The organism is Bradyrhizobium sp. LMG 9283 (assembly GCF_045571415.1).
Taxonomy (GTDB): Bacteria; Pseudomonadota; Alphaproteobacteria; order Rhizobiales; family Xanthobacteraceae; genus Bradyrhizobium.
Map to the genome: position 1 here is coordinate 7,767,947 of NZ_CP120691.1, position 17,625 is coordinate 7,785,571.

General features: G+C 58.5%; 12 protein-coding genes. 3 read left to right on the forward strand and 9 right to left on the reverse strand.

Annotation, left to right across the window (positions count from 1 at the left end):
* The first annotated feature begins 919 nt into the window (after nt 1–919).
* Both gmd and P6U29_RS36145 read left to right on the forward strand, forming a co-directional pair.
* Nucleotides 920–2,005: a GDP-mannose 4,6-dehydratase gene (gene gmd, locus P6U29_RS36140; RefSeq protein WP_407114918.1), complete on the forward strand. Its 1,086-nt coding sequence runs from the start codon at nt 920–922 to the stop codon at nt 2,003–2,005.
* Complete coding sequence (locus P6U29_RS36145) at nt 1,986–2,861, forward strand: GDP-L-fucose synthase family protein (protein WP_407114919.1); 876 nt, start codon at nt 1,986–1,988, stop codon at nt 2,859–2,861. Before gmd ends, P6U29_RS36145 begins: the two co-directional genes overlap by 20 nt.
* Before the next feature lie 86 nt (nt 2,862–2,947).
* Here the strand turns inward: P6U29_RS36145 and P6U29_RS36150 are convergent, their stop codons facing one another.
* From P6U29_RS36150 to bioB, 9 genes are all read right to left on the reverse strand, one after another.
* Nucleotides 2,948–4,087, reverse strand: a complete 1,140-nt coding sequence (locus tag P6U29_RS36150) for an MFS transporter (protein WP_407119528.1) — start codon at nt 4,085–4,087, stop codon at nt 2,948–2,950.
* A gap of 794 nt (nt 4,088–4,881) precedes the next feature.
* Entirely contained in the window at nt 4,882–5,772 is an 891-nt protein-coding gene (locus P6U29_RS36155; RefSeq protein WP_407114920.1) for a sulfite exporter TauE/SafE family protein, read from the reverse strand.
* Nucleotides 5,773–6,352: 580 nt separating this feature from the next.
* Nucleotides 6,353–9,457 carry an efflux RND transporter permease subunit gene (locus P6U29_RS36160; RefSeq protein ID WP_407114921.1) on the reverse strand — a complete coding sequence of 1,035 codons (3,105 nt, stop codon included), beginning with the start codon at nt 9,455–9,457 and terminating at the stop codon, nt 6,353–6,355.
* A 569-nt stretch (nt 9,458–10,026) separates the two neighbouring features.
* Complete coding sequence (gene panC / locus P6U29_RS36165; protein WP_407114922.1) at nt 10,027–10,878, reverse strand: pantoate--beta-alanine ligase; 852 nt, start codon at nt 10,876–10,878, stop codon at nt 10,027–10,029.
* Between the two features lie 13 nt (nt 10,879–10,891).
* The gene (gene panB, locus P6U29_RS36170) at nt 10,892–11,764 is read right to left on the reverse strand and encodes a 3-methyl-2-oxobutanoate hydroxymethyltransferase (RefSeq protein WP_407114923.1); all 873 of its coding nucleotides are present in this window, start codon (nt 11,762–11,764) and stop codon (nt 10,892–10,894) included.
* A gap of 350 nt (nt 11,765–12,114) precedes the next feature.
* A complete protein-coding gene (locus P6U29_RS36175) occupies nt 12,115–13,377 on the reverse strand; it encodes an adenosylmethionine--8-amino-7-oxononanoate transaminase (RefSeq protein ID WP_407114924.1) in 1,263 nt (420 codons plus the stop codon).
* A gap of 2 nt (nt 13,378–13,379) precedes the next feature.
* Nucleotides 13,380–14,009 carry a dethiobiotin synthase gene (gene bioD, locus P6U29_RS36180; RefSeq protein ID WP_407114925.1) on the reverse strand — a complete coding sequence of 210 codons (630 nt, stop codon included), beginning with the start codon at nt 14,007–14,009 and terminating at the stop codon, nt 13,380–13,382.
* Nucleotides 13,991–15,160: an 8-amino-7-oxononanoate synthase gene (locus P6U29_RS36185; protein WP_407114926.1), complete on the reverse strand. Its 1,170-nt coding sequence runs from the start codon at nt 15,158–15,160 to the stop codon at nt 13,991–13,993. Before P6U29_RS36185 ends, bioD begins: the two co-directional genes overlap by 19 nt.
* A gap of 125 nt (nt 15,161–15,285) precedes the next feature.
* Entirely contained in the window at nt 15,286–16,335 is a 1,050-nt protein-coding gene (bioB, locus tag P6U29_RS36190) for a biotin synthase BioB (protein WP_407119529.1), read from the reverse strand.
* Nucleotides 16,336–16,460: 125 nt separating this feature from the next.
* Here bioB and P6U29_RS36195 point away from each other — a divergent pair, with 125 nt between their 5' ends.
* A complete protein-coding gene (locus tag P6U29_RS36195) occupies nt 16,461–17,099 on the forward strand; it encodes a GntR family transcriptional regulator (protein WP_407114927.1) in 639 nt (212 codons plus the stop codon).
* Nucleotides 17,100–17,625: the final 526 nt, after the last annotated feature.

The following is a 17,625-nucleotide window of genomic DNA, read 5'->3' on the forward strand; positions in this document are numbered from 1 at the left end:
AGGCTCACGTTCCGTCTCGGCTGCGTTCCATTCGGGAGATTGAAAGATGAAACCTGCCTATGGCTTCTACATAGTCTGGTGCCGATATATATTTGCGCAGCCACTCTAGCGTGAATTGTCCCGTGTCACTGGAAACATTTTGCCGGCGCGGGTTTAAGAGGATCATCATACTCGGACCGAGGCTCGTTACGCTCCTCGAGACTAAACGATTGGCGCCGACACTCTATTGTACAAACGTAAACTTTCGATATCGATACGTTCGAGGATCTATACCAACGTTTGCTACTCTTTCTCATTTTGTCTTGCGTCGACCGTCCACTGCCTGCCGCGAGTTGGATATTGGCAACTGCGCTGATCACGGCTGATGAATCGACCCAAGACGGGGTGTTCTGTTCGGAAGTTAACGGTACGAGCGCTTTGTAGACTACAATGCGCAGGCTTGACTGCGTGCTGGCTTGCATCCCTTCACTCCGACAAATGCTTGACGACTGCGGCCTCAGCTCGTCGCTCTCCCAAGCCATGACGAGACCACGCGAGTGCGTACATGCGCCTGAGGATAGATAAGGAACACATACCGTCGGCTTCTATCTCATTGGAGCTATCGCCCGGGGGTAAGGGCACCCTGGCGCTCTAACAGCGTTTTCCATCCATCTCGCCTGCTTAGGACCATCGCGGATATCACGCAGGTTGCGAGGCTTAGTTGACTTTCACTTTCTAAGCTCACTCTGTTGGCGTCCTCCAGTCCAACATAAATCAATGTATATAGTGTGCATTCATACGTGATGTGTATGACTGGAGCTAACGATCGCTTTCCTCTAATTGCGGGTGGAGCGCGCTTCCGCATCTAGATTTGTTGAGAAACGGCTTCGCAATAGCGTTTCACAGGGAGGCTTTCTTTCCGGCGCAACTAAGAGAGACCATGGCGGCTCAGGACTCAAGGCAGCGCGTTGCGCTGATCACCGGCGTCACCGGGCAGGACGGCGCATATCTCGCCGAGTATCTGCTCGGTCTCGGCTACGTCGTGCACGGCATCAAGCGGCGGTCGTCATCCTTCAATACCGCTCGCGTTGACCATCTCTACCGGGACCCGCATGTCGGCGAGGTCCCGTTCCTGATGCACTATGGCGACATGACGGATTCGACCAACCTGATCCGGCTCATGCAGCAGATCAGGCCGACCGAGATCTACAACCTCGCCGCGCAGAGCCATGTCGGCGTCAGCTTCGAAAGCCCGGAATACACCGCAAACGCGGACGCGATCGGCGTGCTGCGGCTGCTTGAGGCGATCCGCATCCTCGGCATGGAGAAGGAGACGCGCTTCTATCAAGCCTCCACCTCCGAGCTCTACGGCCTGGTGCAGGAAGTTCCGCAGAAGGAGACCACGCCGTTCTATCCGCGTTCGCCCTACGGCGTGGCGAAACTCTACGGCTACTGGATCACCGTAAACTACCGCGAAGCCTACGGCATGTTTGCCTCAAACGGCATCCTGTTCAATCACGAGAGCCCGATCCGCGGCGAGACCTTCGTCACCCGCAAGATCACCCGCGGCATCGCCCGTATCGAGGTCGGGATCGAGGACACGCTCTATCTCGGCAATCTTGACGCCAAGCGTGACTGGGGCCATGCCCGCGACTATGTCGAGGGCATGCACAGGATCCTGCAGGTCGACGAGCCCGGCGACTTCGTGCTCGCGACCGGCGAGACTCGGTCGGTCCGCGAGTTCGTCGAGCTGGCGTTTGCCGAGGTCGGGCGCAGCATCGAATGGCGCGGCAAAGGCGTCGAGGAGGTCGGCCTCGACAAGGCATCCGGCAAGACCCTGGTGCAGATCGATCCGACCTATTTCCGTCCGACCGAGGTTGATCTCCTGATCGGCGATGCCAGCAAGGCGCGCGCGAAACTCGGCTGGGCGCCGAAGACGCCGTTCTCGCAATTGGTGAAGGAGATGGTCGCCAGCGATCTCGTCGAAGCCAGGCAGGACGCAGCCAATGGCAAGCACTGCGTTTGAACTGAAGGGCAAGACGGTCTTCGTCGCCGGCCACCGCGGCATGGTCGGCGCGGCGCTGATGCGCCGGCTGGCACGCGAACAGGCCGATCTCTTGACGGTGTCGCGCAACGAGGTCGACCTGCGCGACCAGGCCGCGGTGAATGCCTGGTTTGCCGCGAAGCGGCCGCAGGCCGTGTTCCTCGCCGCCGCCAAAGTCGGCGGCATCGTCGCCAATAACACGCTGCGCGCCGAGTTTCTGCACGACAATCTGGCGATATCGAGCAACGTGATCGAAGCGGCCCATGCCAATGGATGCGAGAAGCTGATGTTCTTCGGCTCCTCCTGCATCTATCCGCGCCTGGCGCCGCAGCCGCTGCGAGAGGATTCGATGTTGACCGGCCCGCTGGAGCCGACCAACGAACCCTATGCCATCGCCAAGATCGCCGGCATCAAAATGGCCGAGGCCTATCGCAGCCAGTACGGCGCCGATTTCATCAGCGTGATGCCGACCAATCTCTACGGCCCCGGCGACAACTATCACCCCGAATACAGCCACGTGGTCGCCGCGCTGATCCGCCGCTTTCACGAGGCCAAGATATCGGGCGGCGGCAACGTCGTGGTGTGGGGCACCGGCACGCCGCGCCGCGAATTCCTCTATGTCGACGATCTCGCCGACGCCTGCATCCATCTGATGAAGACCTATTCCTCGCCGGAACTGGTCAATATCGGCACCGGCGAGGACATCAGCATCGCCGAGTTCGCACTGATCGTCGCGGCCGCCGTCGGTTTTCGCGGTGAGATCAGCTTCGACCCGTCGCGCCTAGTCGACTGCAGCAAAAGGAGAATGGTAATGATCGATGTGCTGCCATCACATTGAGTCGCTCATCGACTCTAAGCCTCTACGCCGAGCGGTGGACGATCATTAGCCGGCGTGCTGGTGTCCCTTTCCTCTCGACCAACGGCTTAGCGGGGGTCTATCATCATGATCCTCGCCGACAGTGTAACAATGGACATGAGCGCGCCTAACATCGCGAACGCCAAGGGCAAGCCAAACATGTGTGCGACGAGCCCGATGCCAGCGGGCCCAACGAGTATACCCGCGTAGCCGGCTGTCGTGATGACCGCGATCGCAAGGGCTGCTGGCATCACTTTCTGTTTGCCGGCGCGTCGACACAGTACGGGTACAACATTTGAAATACCCAATCCAATAAGCAGGAACCCCGCCATAGCAATCAACGCAACGGGCGCGGCCACCACGGCCAAGAAGCCTGTCACGGTCGGCAGCGTCCCGAGCATCAATGTGGCACGATCGCCGATTCGCGCCACCACGGCATCTCCGCTGAGACGCCCTGCGGTCATGGCGAGTGAGAAGAGCATATAACCAATGCCCCCGTGCGCCTCCGCGAGAAGATCTCGTTCAACGAGAAGCAAAGCGCTCCAATCGAGCATTGCACCTTCAACAAGAAAGGTGATAGCCGCGAGCACAGCTATTAGCATTACACTGCGATGGGGCAAGACAAACAATGGCCCCTGCTGCCTCGAACCCGTCCCGAGCAACCCCGGCCAAGCCGACACAATCGCGATCGTTATTAACGCCGAACAGAGGAACGTCGAAAAAAGTGGACCAAGCTGCAGCGAGAGGAACGAGGTCACGGCGGCAGAGCCGGTGAATTCCCCAATGCTGTACTGGGCGTGGAAGCCGGACATCAATGGACGTCCGGTGGCGCGCTCCAATTCAATCGCATGAATGTTTATGGCTACATCGATCGAGCCGAGTGAAACGCCGAAAGCAAACAGCGTGGCACCGAGGCTGAGAGGTGTGTCGGCAATTGCAAGCCACGGCAGGATTATTGCGAGTCCAAGTCCACCCGCGAGGATAATGGGCTTGCTGCCGTACCACGCATTCGACAGGCTGCTCAAAAGCATAGCGATGACGGATCCCGTTCCGAGACAGAGCAGCAGAAGACCGAGCATGTGGTCATCCACCGCAAGCCGCTCCTTCGCGAGTGGCACCAAAGGCGCCCAGGCCGCGAGGCCGAATCCGGCCACAAAGAATGCGAGCCGCGTCGCAAGCAGGCCGGCAGACCAATTGGCAGATGGTATCACGGGCGCTCCTGAGAGAACGGCCTCGTGAGCGCGGCGCCACTCATCCTGCGATGCGCCGCCTGCAAGCGGCCCGCACTCGACGATGATGGCCTCAAGTTGACATTCTTCAACCCTGCAAATGCGATGCCGCCACAAAAACTGGGCTACGTCACAGGGCGAGCGACAAATAGGCGTGGTCGTCGAGCCCCTGGACGCGGTGTTTCGGCTGATCTTTGCCGAATGTGCTAGCTATACGGCGGGTGGCAGTTGTTGCTGGTCTGCGACAGCTGGAGGCGCAACGCTCAACGGCTTGTTGCAAAGCCTACAAAGCCAACGGCGCCCTACGCCTCTGGTACTTGGCACGCACACGGCCGTAAGTTTTCCGACAGCTTTTGCAGCCAATCGGAAGCTCTCATCAAGAGCAACGTCGCTGAGACGCGAGATCACAACGAGCACCGCTATCACGCGCAAGCCGTCAACGTCGCCCTGAAACTTTTGATACTCGATTATTCCGGGTTTCAGGCGGCCAGGTGGTCCCCCGTGCCGCACTTGATGTGTCGTGTCTCGAGTGATCCGTTTGTTCTGGACTAGCGTTCGCCCCCGGCGACCGCAGCCACTTTGAATGGCATGGCGACATCATCAGCCTTCAAAAGTTCAAGGCTGTCCTGTGATCCCGAATTCCCGGCGCCGGGGCTGGGCTGTCTTGGAGCAATGAACCAGAATTTCATGCCATCTGTCGCCGCCGAGGGGGGCGGCATCGGTTAGGTGCAGGACGCGGGCGCACTCGATACCGAGGTGCCCGCCGGCATCGTTCAAGCGCTTATATCCGCAGTTCGCCGAGACCGTCGCTCTGACCAAATCGGATTGTGCGTGGTAAGGAACAAGTATAGCAGGCAGAGATCGATCAGTATCGCCGCCGCCATCACGCTATAAGCCCAGGCGCTCTGCACTAGATCGAGCTCGATGAGCACTCGTGACAAACCGAAGCCCACGATCCAAGCATCAAAGCTCATGCAGATGCGTCGGAATATCTCCGGATCAAGCCGGCGAATGACGTAAGACCCCAGCGGGATGCCAAGCATGACACTGGGTATAAAAACGTAGAGCAAGGTGCCGCTTTCGGAAATGAACAAGCCGAGCTGATAATAGACGAGGGCGGTCACGCTCGATTCCGCCACGCGAACCAGGGCCAGGCCGGCGCGAAATTCTTGTTTGACCAGGCCCTGGTTGTTAAACAGCATCGCTAAGGGAGGGCCGGAGATAGTCGTCACCGAATAGAGGATGCCTAGCATCGACCCGAATGGCAGGCCGATGAGCCAGCTTGCTTCGATAGGGCGGCGCCAACCCGCAGCTTGCAGCAGGATCAGGGGCAGAATCATCGTGTAGGTGGCGAATTTGATCCAGCCCGGCTGCAGGGAGGTCAACGCATAGCCGCCGAGCGCAATGCCCGGCAAGAGCCCAAGCAAGATGGGAAACACTCGTCTCCAAACCACCGGCACGCCCTTCAGATTGATGAGGAGGACGTAAACGTTGACGAAGACCTCGATAATGACAATAGCGGGGTTGAGAATGCGGTTAGTGTAGAAAACCAGCGCAAGGGGTACAGTGAGCGACGAAAAGCCGTAGCCGATGGCTCCATTTACAAAGGCCGCAAAACACGTCGTTGCGGACAAAAACCACATAGCAGCATCAAACTCAGGCATTTCGTTAACTTCCCACTCCGGAGGGCGTCGGGTCACGCGTCAGGAACCAGCGTGGCCTTGGTCATCGGGATTGCGGCAGATTCTGACCATTCGCTTAGCAACTCCGGCCGTTTTCACAATGGCAGTGGCCGTGGTCAAGTGCAGAGGTTCAGCAGTTGCTCCTATTCTCGACTTCGGTCGTATAACAGAAGCTGTGCTGCACACCCAGTACCCGACTACGATCACTCAGCCAATACGTGTCATTGGCGTTCATCTTTTTCAGCTAGCTACGCAACGCGGTCAGACGGAAGCAAATAATTCTCCTTCAACAGCCGTTGGGATGAATGGCAAGCCAACCTTTTTATCAGGAGAGCATGAATTCTCTTCGCCGCGGCGAGATCGAGCTTGGGCGTTCCGCTGCCGTGAATGTCCGGTGCAATTCACCTTAGTGGAGCAGCGGATCACCGGCGTGTTCTTCGCCGAGCACCTGACTCGCCAAGCTCGGCACCAAGGGCGTGAAGATCTCGATGCGCAACGGAGCGTGAAGCGGTCGCAGGCTCCTTCGCTCACCACACTGAGCGAACCTGGATTGATTTTATCGTCATTGCTTGGCCATCTGGGCATCAGCAGCGCCGGTGAGGTCGAGCTCGGCGGCGATTTTCCCGCGGGCGGAGCTCGCATCGGCTCCGTGATCGGACGCGATCGCGACATAGACCGCCGGCAGCACGAAGAGCGTGATCAGCGTGCCCACAGACATGCCAGCGACGAGCACGAGCCCAATCGAGAAGCGGCTCGCAGCGCCAGCTCCCGTTGCGGTCAACAAGGGTATGAAGCCCGTGACCATTGCCGCCGTGGTCATCAAGATTGGGCGCAGTCGGACGCGCGCCGCCATCTCTATAGCCGAGCGACGGTCAAGTCTCTCCTTGAGCTGCAGCTCATTGGCGAACTCAACCATCAGGATGCCGTGCTTGGAAATCAACCCGACCAGTGTCAACAGTCCGACCTGGGTGTAGATGTTCATGGTCGCCCAGCCAAAGAATGGCGGAATCAAGGCGCCGACGATTGCCATCGGCACGCTGATCATGATGATGAAGGGATCGCGCAGACTTTCGAACTGTGCCGCAAGCACCAAGAATATGATGATGAGTGCAAATGCAAAGGTAATGGCCAGTTGGTTACCCTCGTGCACATATTGGCGGGCGTCGGCCAGGAAGTCGTGGCTGAAGCCTGCGGGCAGTTTCTTCGCCTCGGCTTCCAGGAAGTCCACAGCCTGTCCGATCGTGACGCCGGGCATCGGCACGGCCTGAAAGGTCGCGCAGTTGAGCTGGTTGTAGTGGGTGAGCGCGTTCGGATCGGTCGCAGTCTCGGTGGAGACTACGGTAGACAGCGGGAGCATCGAGCCCGTCGCAGTCTTCACATAATAGCTCCCGATTGCTTGCGGCGCCAGGCGTTCCTCTCGTGGCACCTGCGGGATCACCTGATAGGAGCGGCCCTGCAAATTGAAGCGGTTGACGTAGTTTCCGCCAAGCAAGGTGGCGAGCGCGTTACCGATTGTCTGCATGGTGATGCCAAGCTCGTTGGCCTTGGATCGATCAACCTTGATTCGTACAACCGGCTGGTTGAACTCGAGGTCGGAGTCGCTCACCATGAACAGACCGCTCTTGCGCGCGGCATCCTTCAGCTTCGACATCTGCTCGTAGACGGATTGGAAGCCAAGCGTCGAATTGATCACCATCTGAACTGGTAGGCCACCCGAACCGCCCGGAAGCGGAGGCAGGCTAAAGGCAAACGCGTTAATGCCTTCGATTTTGGACAGCTCGGCCTGGACAAGGGACTTTAGTACAATCGATGATCGCTTGCGCTCGTCCCATGGCTTGAGCAACATGCCGGCCATGCCACTCTGCTGGCCGCTAACGCCATTGAGCACGAAGCTCAAATCAGTCTCTGGAAATTTCTGGAACGCGTTTTCGAGCTTGGTGCCGTAATAGTCGAGGTAGTCGATATTGGCGTATTTCGGCGCCTTCGTTAGCGCGAATACGATACCTTGATCCTCCTCGGGTGCGAGTTCCTTGGAAATATGCATATAGAGAAAGCCGACGAGGCCCAGCATGGTCAGCGCAAACAGGCCGGTAATCGGACGATAGTCGAGCGAGCGGTCAAGCTTGCGGCCGTACCATCGTGTCAAGGCGCCGAACCCGCGGTTCACAAGTCTTGCAAACCGCCCCCCCTCAGCGCGCTTCAGGAAGAGCGAGCACATCATCGGCGACAGCGTCAAAGCGATCACGCCCGATACGATCACCGCTCCCGCTAGTGTAAACGCGAACTCGCGGAACAGCGCACCGGTGAGGCCGCCGAGAAATCCGATTGGGGCATATACCGCAGCCAGGGTAATCGTCATGGAGACAACGGGGCCGACGATCTCGCGCGCGCCCCTTGTAGCAGCCTGTAGGGGCGTCGCACCTTCTTCTAAATGGCGATGAATGTTCTCCACCACCACGATCGCGTCGTCGACCACGAGACCGATCGCGAGAACCATCGCAAGGAGCGTCAGAAGATTGAATGAAAACCCCAGCGCCAGCATCATGCTGCAGACACCAACGAGCGACAACGGAATAGTGACCACAGGAATGATGAGCGACCGCAGCGAGGCCAGGAACAGGAAGATCACCACCACCACGACCACGACGGCCTCGATGAGCGTCTTCTCTACTTCATCGATCGACGATTGAATGAATTTGGTGGAGTCGTAGGCCACTTTCATCTTCAGTGACGGCGGCAGGTTACGCTCCATTTCTGGAAACAACGCCCGAACGCCTCGCACTATGTTTAGCGGATTGCCTTGCGGGCTCGCCTGAACGCCGATAAAGACCGCGTGCTCGCCGTTCATTGTGACGCTGGTGTCTGTGGTCTGCGCGGCAAGCTCGACTACCGCAATGTCTTCCATGCGCACAAAGCCACCGTCATTGGCTTTGACGATCATGCGTTTGAAGTCATCGACACTCCGCAGGTCCGTGTTTGCCGTAATATCAGAGATAGTGAAATAGCCCTTGCTCTGGCCGGCCGCGGCCTGGAAGTTGTTAGCGGCGATTGCAGCCGAAACTTCAGCCGGCGACACGCCGTGCCCTGCCATTTTCGCAGGATCGAGCCATAGCCGCATCGCAAAACTCTGGCCGCCCAGGATGTCTGCCGCTGCGACGCCGTCGACAGTTGACATAACGGGTTGCACGACGCGCGAGAGGTAGTCGGAGATCGCGCTGGCCGCCAGTTCCTCGCTGGAGAAGGCGATATACATGACAGCGGTGGTCTGACCGGTCGACTTCGTGACGACCGGATCGTTTGATTCCTTCGGGATTAAGTATTTGACTGAGTTGACCTTGGAGAGCACCTCGGTGAGCGCTTCGTTGGGATCGAAATTGAGCTTGATGTAGACTTGGATGGTCGAGGTACCGAGCACTGATGAGGAGCTGATGTAGTCGACGCCCTCGGCGGAAGCGACTGCCTGCTCCAGAGGAGTTGTGATGAACCCCTGGATCATGTCGGCGGAGGCACCAGGATAGGAAGTCGTGATATTGACGACCGTATTAGACAGCTTGGGATATTGCCGGATCGGCAGTACGGTGGCCGCGCGCAAGCCGATCAGCAAGATCAGGAAACTGACGACGATAGACAATACCGGACGTTTGATGAAAAGCTCGGTAAATGCCATGTCGACTCGTATTTTAAGAGGGGGTGCAAATGCGCCAGCAACTTGCGCTGCGGCAATGATCATCAATGCGGCGACTGCGCTAAAGTCCGTAGTATAAGGGACGCGTTATCGGCTACTCTAAAGACGCACACGTGCAATCGGCCAAAGGTCCGACTCAAGATGTTCGGTCCTCACACCTGATTGGAACGCAGCGACTTCTAGCAAGGTATCAGTTCAGGCTTCGCACCGACCCATCGATCGAATGATCCAGGCTCAATATCGAAAGTACAAACGACCTGACCGGCGCTCAACTCTACAAAGGTAAGTCGGCAATAGAGCATGGGCTGCAAAACACTATACGAAGGTTTGTCGAAACGGTCGCTGGTCGCAGCCGCGCGAAACTTGTGACGTTGCCAGACGCAAATTTCTCCGTCCCGCAATATTCCGCAAGCACCCCCTATCGCTAACTAGCTGAATAACGTCGGGTCGGAGTTCGCCCTTTGCTACCAGTTCGACACGTCTGTCGGAAAAGTTGCCTTGAGCACTTCTTCAAGCTCAATATGCTGCGTACGGTTTGGCGACGCATTGCGCTACGGAGTTGGCAACGCCAGTATTACGTTGTCGATCAGCCGGGTTGAGCCGACGTAGGCTGCCGCACAAAGCGCCGCGGGGCGTCGCAGTGGACTATCGGCACTGTTGAGCGTGTCACCGTCGACAAGTTCAAGATACTGCAGTCGGTCAACTGCCTCTAAATGCCCCTTGGCGATCGCGATCAGCTTTTCTACGTTGCGCTCTCCTGAGCGAAATTCATCGAGCGCGGCGGATAGTCCACGATTGATCGCAAGGGCCCGCTGACGTTCTTCCTTGCTGAGATACCGGTTGCGACTGCTCATCGCGAGCCCATCCTGTTCGCGAACGGTTGGTACGGTGACGATCTCGATCGGGAGATTTAGATCAACCGCCATGCGACGCACGATGGCGCATTGCTGAAAATCCTTCTGGCCAAAAAACACGACATCGGGCTGCACCATGTTGAACAACTTGCATACGACAGTCGCGACACCGCGAAAATGTCCAGGCCTGAAGGCTCCGCACAAAGGTTTCGCGAGGTCGCCCGGTTCAATGAAGGTCTCGAAATGGCTCGGATAGACTTCCTGTGCATCCGGCGCAAAGAGGATCGCAACACCGGCATCGCGGCACAGTCCCTCATCGCGCAAGAAGTCGCGTGGGTAGGTACTGAGATCCTCGTTTGGTCCGAACTGAGTGGGGTTGACGAAGATGCTGACGACGGTGACGTCGCATTGCGCCTGGCTCGCCGCGATCAGCGCCAGGTGGCCATCGTGGAGATAGCCCATTGTCGGCACGAATCCGACCCGTTGATCGGCACTGCGGGATTTTGCGAGAGTGCGGCGAAGCTCGGCGACCCTCGTGATTGTTTGCATGTCGAGCTCTACATCAGGTTGGGTTGGACGGCGCCCAGTTGGTAATTGCCTTGCCGACGCCTTCAGGAAGTCGATAGGACTCTTGCGGTCCCGGGAATGCACCACTGCGGACATCCGCGGCCCAGCGCGAAAGCGCATCATGCAACTGCTGGAAGCCTTCCGCATAGGCGCGAACGAATTTGGGGCGATGACCTTCGGTAAGGCCCAGCACGTCATGAAACACAAGCACCTGCCCTGAACAGACCGGGCCGGCGCCGATTCCGATCGTCGGTATTGTCAAGGAATCGGTTGCTCGAGCAGCAAGCTCGGCCGGAATGCCTTCCAACACCAAAGCGAAACAGCCGGCCTCCTGCAGACAGTGAGCATCATCAAGCAACCGCAGCGCTTCATCCGCTTTCCGGCCCTGCACCTTGAACCCGCCCATGACGTTGACGCTCTGGGGCATAATACCCAGATGACCCATCACGGGAATCTCGCAATCGACAAGGGCACGTACCATCTCGATACGCTTGCCGCCGCCCTCGAGTTTCACCGCGGCTGCGCCTCGCTGCAGGAATCCGCCGGCATTGCGTATGGTTTCCTCGACGCTGAGGTGGAAGCTAAGAAACGGCATATCGGCGACGAGCAAAGCACGAGGCTTGCTGCGTGCAACGGCTTCCAGATGATGGTTCATCATCGCCACGCTCACGGGCAGCGTGTTTTCAAATCCAAGGCAAACGTTACCGACACTGTCACCGACCAGAATGATATCGACGGAAGGATCCGCGATACGCGCCGCAACCGCGTCGTAGGCAGTGGTCATGACGAGGCGCCGGTTCTCCTCCTTCCACTGCTGTAGCATGGGAATCGTGATGCGCTCGACCGGTTGCTGCGAAACGTGGCTCATTTGGACCCCATCGTATCGATGACCCCAGTTCGATTCTGTGGTGCGAATTGGCAAGGCTTTGATGCCACCCAACTCCCCGACTGCTTAGCACAGCGTACTTTTCTCATTTGAAATACCGTTGAGCCTTTGCGCACCTTGTACTTCCTAAGGAGCGCGGAAGAAAATTGTCAACCGGGGAAGAAAAAAAGAAATCGATTCCTCGAAAGTGGCCCGCAAACGGATGGAAGTTCCTTTTGGTTGCGCGATCACCAGACGAAGACTTTCTCGGCCCGGTGTGTTTGGTCATGCGGGCGTTGCCATTGGCTTCGGCAGATTCGCCGACAGGCTGTGGCGACCGATCCGGCCTGCTTCTAGACCAGCTCATCGGCTGCATCGTTAATTGTAGCGTAGATTTCCTCGAGGTCCGCCGACGTGACACAATACGGCGGCATGACATAGATCGTATTGCCAAGCGGGCGCAGCAGCAGATCTCGAGCGCTAAAGAACGCCTGCAGCCTCGGCCCGATATTGGCGAGGTAGCCTTCGTCGCGCACCTTCAGCTCGAGTGCTGTGATAGTACCAGTCTGACGGACATTCCCGAAGCGCACGTCCGCGCGAAATGGCTCGATTTTCTGTTTCTGCATTGCAGCGACGGAGGCCACACGCTCGTAAGTCTCATAGTTGCACCAGAGATCCAGGTTCGCCTTGGCAGCGGCACACGCCACCGGATTTGCCGTGTAAGAACTGGAGTGGAAGAAGGTGCGGGTTCGGTCGTTCGAATAATGTGCGTCGAAAATGTCCGCGCGGCAGAGCGTCACCGCAAGCGGAAGAGCGCCACCCGTGAGGCCCTTGGAATAGCAGGCAATGTCGGGCGTAACACCAGCCTGCTCGCAAGCGAATAATGTTCCAGTGCGCCCCCAGCCTGTCATGACCTCGTCGGCAATAAACAGGACGCCTGAGGCCTCACAGATCCGTTTCATTTCATTTAGGACCCAAGCAGGATACATAAGCATCCCGCCAGCTCCCAGGATCAGGGGTTCGACGATGAAGGCAGCCGGATTTTCGTTGCGACACGCGGCCTCGAGCGCGTCGAGCGTCGGCTGTTCATGACCCAGCGCCGGGAACGGCACTGAGGTAACCTCGAACAGCAGAGGTTCGTAGGCCGCATTGAACACACCACGCGCGCCGACTGACATCGTCCCCACCGTGTCGCCATGATAGGAATGCTGCATCACGACGATGCGTGAGCGCGACTCGCCGATGTTGCGCCAATAGCCGAGCGCGAACTTCAGCGCGACCTCCACACTCGTCGAGCCGCTGTCGGAGAAGAAGACGTAGTCGAGGCCGCGGGGCGCAAGTTTCAAAAGCAGGGAGGCAACCTCTTCGGCGGGTTCATGAGTGTGGCCCGCGAAGATGATCTGGTTGAGCTTTTCGACCTGCTTCTGAATGGCACTCACGATGTATGGATGGCAATGGCCATGGGTCACAACCCACCAGGACGCGATCGCATCGATGATGCGACGGTCATCCGCGGTGTAAAGATATGCACCCTCCCCGCGTAAAATCTTTGTCATCTCGCCTTGCAGCGCATGTTGGGTAAACGGATGCCAGATCCGCGACTTTGCTTTGCACATTATCAATCGAAATCGCCACCACGGAACGAGACTTTGAAGGCCGCGCGAAGCGCGTTGGCCGTGAGTGGATCAAGGCACGGGAGCCGACCCAGCTTCCGCACTTGTCCGATCCTGCAAATGGTGCTCTCGGTGTCGACGTTCTCTTCGCCGATGAACGCGATACCGCGAATTTCAATGTTGCGATTGTGCAAGGCCTCGAGCGAAAGCAGCGAATGATTGATGGTACCGAGGGCAGTGCGCGCGCAGAGAATGACTGGCAGCCGCCATCGTGCAAAGACGTCGATATAGAGTTCGTTGCGATTGAGCGGTACCATTAGCCCGCCTGCCCCCTCGATCACGAGCGGGCTATCCCCGGTGTCCGGTACATTGAGTGAGGTAGCGTCGATGTGAAGGCGATCGAGTTCTGCTGCGAGATGTGGTGACGCTGGCGTTTCAAGACGATACCGCTCTGGCACAATCCGCTCGTCGGGAAGTTCAGCCAGTCGTTTAACGACCAGGGAATCGGTCTCCCCTCGAAGACCAGCCTGGACAGGTTTCCAATAATAAGCATCAAGAAAATCGACGACTCCTGCGGAAAAGATCGTCTTGCCGACCTCAGTGTCGGTGCCGGTGACTACGAATCGCCGAGCCATCTTGCCTCGCTTCCGGTTTCTTCCATCAAGGCATCGAGCAACGCACGCACATCATTCTCTCCGACATTCAGTGTCAGGGAGATTCGCAGCCGAGCTGTGCCCGCCGGCACAGTCGGTGGTCGGATTCCGCGAACGTCGAATCCGCGAGCCTGCAGCATCGATGCCAGTTTCATGGCGCACGCGTTGTCGCCGACAATGTAAGGCACAATCTGGGAAACGGAGGGACTCCGGCCCCCGCGCAAGCGGATCTCCCGATGTGTGAAGGCGACCAAGCTGGCCAGGCGTTGTTGTCGTTCCGGTTCCTCCTTCAAGATTGATAGCGCCTCCTGCACGGCAACAGCCAGCAAAGGCGACGGGGCGGTTGCAAAAATGAATGGACGGCAACGGTTGACCATGAAGTCGCGCAGCACTCGGCTCGCAGTGACGAGGGCACCGGCGGCGCCCAACGCCTTGCCACACGTATGAACGACCACCAGGTTCTCGCGCCCTTCATAGGGGGCGGTCAGACCCCTTCCATGCTCACCGTACACGCCAGTGGCATGAGCTTCATCTACCAAAAGAAACGCATCATGCCTGTCGGCGATTGCGACAAACTCCTTGAGCGGCGCGAAATCGCCGTCCATGCTGTATAGACTTTCAGCCACGATCCAGACGCGGCCCGTCCCGCCTTTCGCGCGCCAGTCGCGGATTGTGTTTTCGACCGACGTGGGATCGTTGTGAGCGCTTTCGCGAAACTCGGCTCGTCCGGACCGTGCGCCTTCGTGAATGCTCGCGTGCACGAGCGAATCGAGTACCAGCAGATCGCCCCGTTGAGGCAGCGTGGTCAAGATCGCAAAATTCGCCACATATCCACCGCTGAAAAACAGCGCCGTCTCGGCTCCGAAAAGGTGCGCGGCCTTCGCTTCGAGACGTTCGTGCTCGTCGCAGTTTCCGCGCAGGAGTCGTGACCCGCCGGCCCCGATTGGAGTGCCGGCTTCCAGCGCCGCCGCCACAGCCTTCTTCATGCGCGGCGCACTCGCCAGCGCGAGATAGTCGTTCGATCCAAAATCAATACCGGAACGCGGCGCTAGGCGCCGCAGCCGGTCCTGCTCGTTCAGGGCCCGCAAGGCGGCGTGATACGTGGCCACCTTGTCCGCGCGTGTTGGAGTCATTAATCAATCCCGCGTGTAGAAGGGTTGGTTGCGCAAATCACTCAGGCAGCCGCTAATCACGAAGCCCCGCTTCTTCCTGACATTCTTCAAAACGTCTCTCGAGGTCAGCGGACGCGGTTTGGGCGTCAATCGCTGTGAACCCTATCGTTAGCCGGCGCAGATTGCGTGTTGACCGGCTGCGCTTGGTCGAGGCTGGATTTGATGCCGAGCCGCCCAAGCAACTCCACGTCGCGCTCGCGCTGCGGGTTGCGCGTGGTCAGGAGCGCGTCGCCGATAAAGATCGAGTTAGCGCCGGCGAGAAGGCACAGCGTCTGCAATTCGTCGGTCATGTATTGCCGTCCGGCGGACAGCCGCACCACGCTTTGTGGCATCAGGATGCGTGCGACCGCGACGAGACGCGCGAGGGAGATTGGATCGGGCCGTTCCGCGGTTTCCATAACCGGCACGCCCTTGACCTCGTTCCAGAGATTGATCGGCACGCTCTCTGGATGGCTCGGCAGATTGGCGAGCAGCACCAGCATGCCTAGCCGGTCCACGACGCGCTCCCCCATGCCGATGATGCCGCCACAGCAGAGCTTGATGCCTGCCGCGCGCACCTGTGTGAGCGTGTCGATACGATCCTGCAAGATCCGCGTGGTGATGATCTGGCCATAGAATTCGGGCGAGGTATCGACGTTGTGGTTGTAGAAGTCGAGGCCGGCCTCACACAAACGCTGCGCCTGAGGAGCGGTCAGCATTCCGAGCGTCACGCAGGTTTCCATTCCGAGACCCTTCACCGCGCTGATCATTTCGCAGACCTGGTCTAGGTCGCGGTCCTTCGGACTGCGCCACGCCGCCGCCATGCAGAACCGCGTCGCGCCAGCCGCTTTCGCGCGCTCGGCCGCCGCGATCACATCCGCCTTGTCCATCAGCCGCGTCGCTTTCAGCCCCGTGTCATAGTGCGCGCTCTGCGAGCAATAACCGCAATCCTCTGGGCAGCCGCCAGTCTTGATGCTGAGAAGGCTCGCGGTCTCCAGATGATTGGGATCAAAGCGGCGGCGGTGAACTGCCTGGGCGCGAAACATCAGGTCGGAGAATGGCGCGTTGTAGAGCGCCTCCGCCTCCCCAAGGGTCCAGTCGTGGCGGAGGGGTTCGATGTAGCCGTCGTCCGATTCTGTTTTCGCGCTTGGGATCATCCGAGCCACGCGGCCTCCTCTGCAAACTATAGATAATCCTTATGATTATCTATGATCTTACATCTTGAGGTATGCTAACTGACGTGTGGCTGCCACGCACGATGTTTTCTGATAGATAATCTATGATGAGTTTGAGCGACAACACGACAACTGCGCAACGCATTGCGCATTCGATCGGGCACCGCATTATCAGCGGCGCGCTACAACCAGACGCACCGCTGCGGCAGGACCATATCGCGCGCGAATTCAACTCGAGCCATGTCCCGGTGCGGGAGGCCTTTCGGCAACTGGAGGCACAACATCTCGTTGTTGCCGCCCCCCGCCGCGGCGTGCGCGTCGCATCGCTCGACGCAAAGTCGGTGAAGGAGATCGCCGAGATGCGTGCCGCGCTGGAGGTGGTCGCGCTGCGGAATGCCGCGCCGAAACTCACGTCGGCTCATCTGGCGCGGATTGAGCTGGCCCTGATCGAAGCAGACAACGCGGAGACAATTCAGGAATTCGAGATCGCGAATCGCACATTTCACCACGCCCTTGTGGCGCCCTGCGCAATGCCTCGATTGCTCGCCTGCCTCGATGGACTGCAACTCGCAAACTCGCGACTGGTGTTCGCGATGGCGCGCAGTGCCGGATGGCGTCCGCGCTCCAATCAGGATCACCGCTTGATTCTGCAAGCATTACGAGCGCGCAATATCGATCAAGCCTGCGATCTGCTTGCGCGTCACATTCAAACCATTGAGCGCCTCGCCCTTCCAGCGTCATTATGAGGGACAAAAATGCAATCGCAGAGCACCATGCGGCGTCCATCGCTGGCACGATATCAAGATAGTCCTGCGATCAGCCTTCATCTCACACGAGTCCTAGCCAGCCATGATTCGCCACATCGTCCTATTCACAGCCAAGAACAAGACCACATCGATCGAATCGCAGACGGACTCTCGCGCGCAACCGCAAGGCCGATCAGCTCGGTAACGACATCGACTCGTTGTTTACGAAACATGAATTACCCGGACGCCTCATATCTGGCCAGGATCCGTTCAGCAGCTACGAGGGCAAGACGATTGTACTGTCCGGTATAAGCATCCGGTGGATCTCCGTCAGGTCCTCCACCTTTCGATCGCGTGACTAGGTCAAACCTGAAGGTTGGTCTCCCGAGGACGGCCACGAGCGTGTCCACCGCGTGGGTCTTGCCGAATCCTCGCGGTCCATAGAGCAAGATGCCTTTTGGAAGCTGGAACTGCAGTGCATGGTATCGTTCCGGATCCGCGCTTGGCTCGATCAGCCACTGGCGGA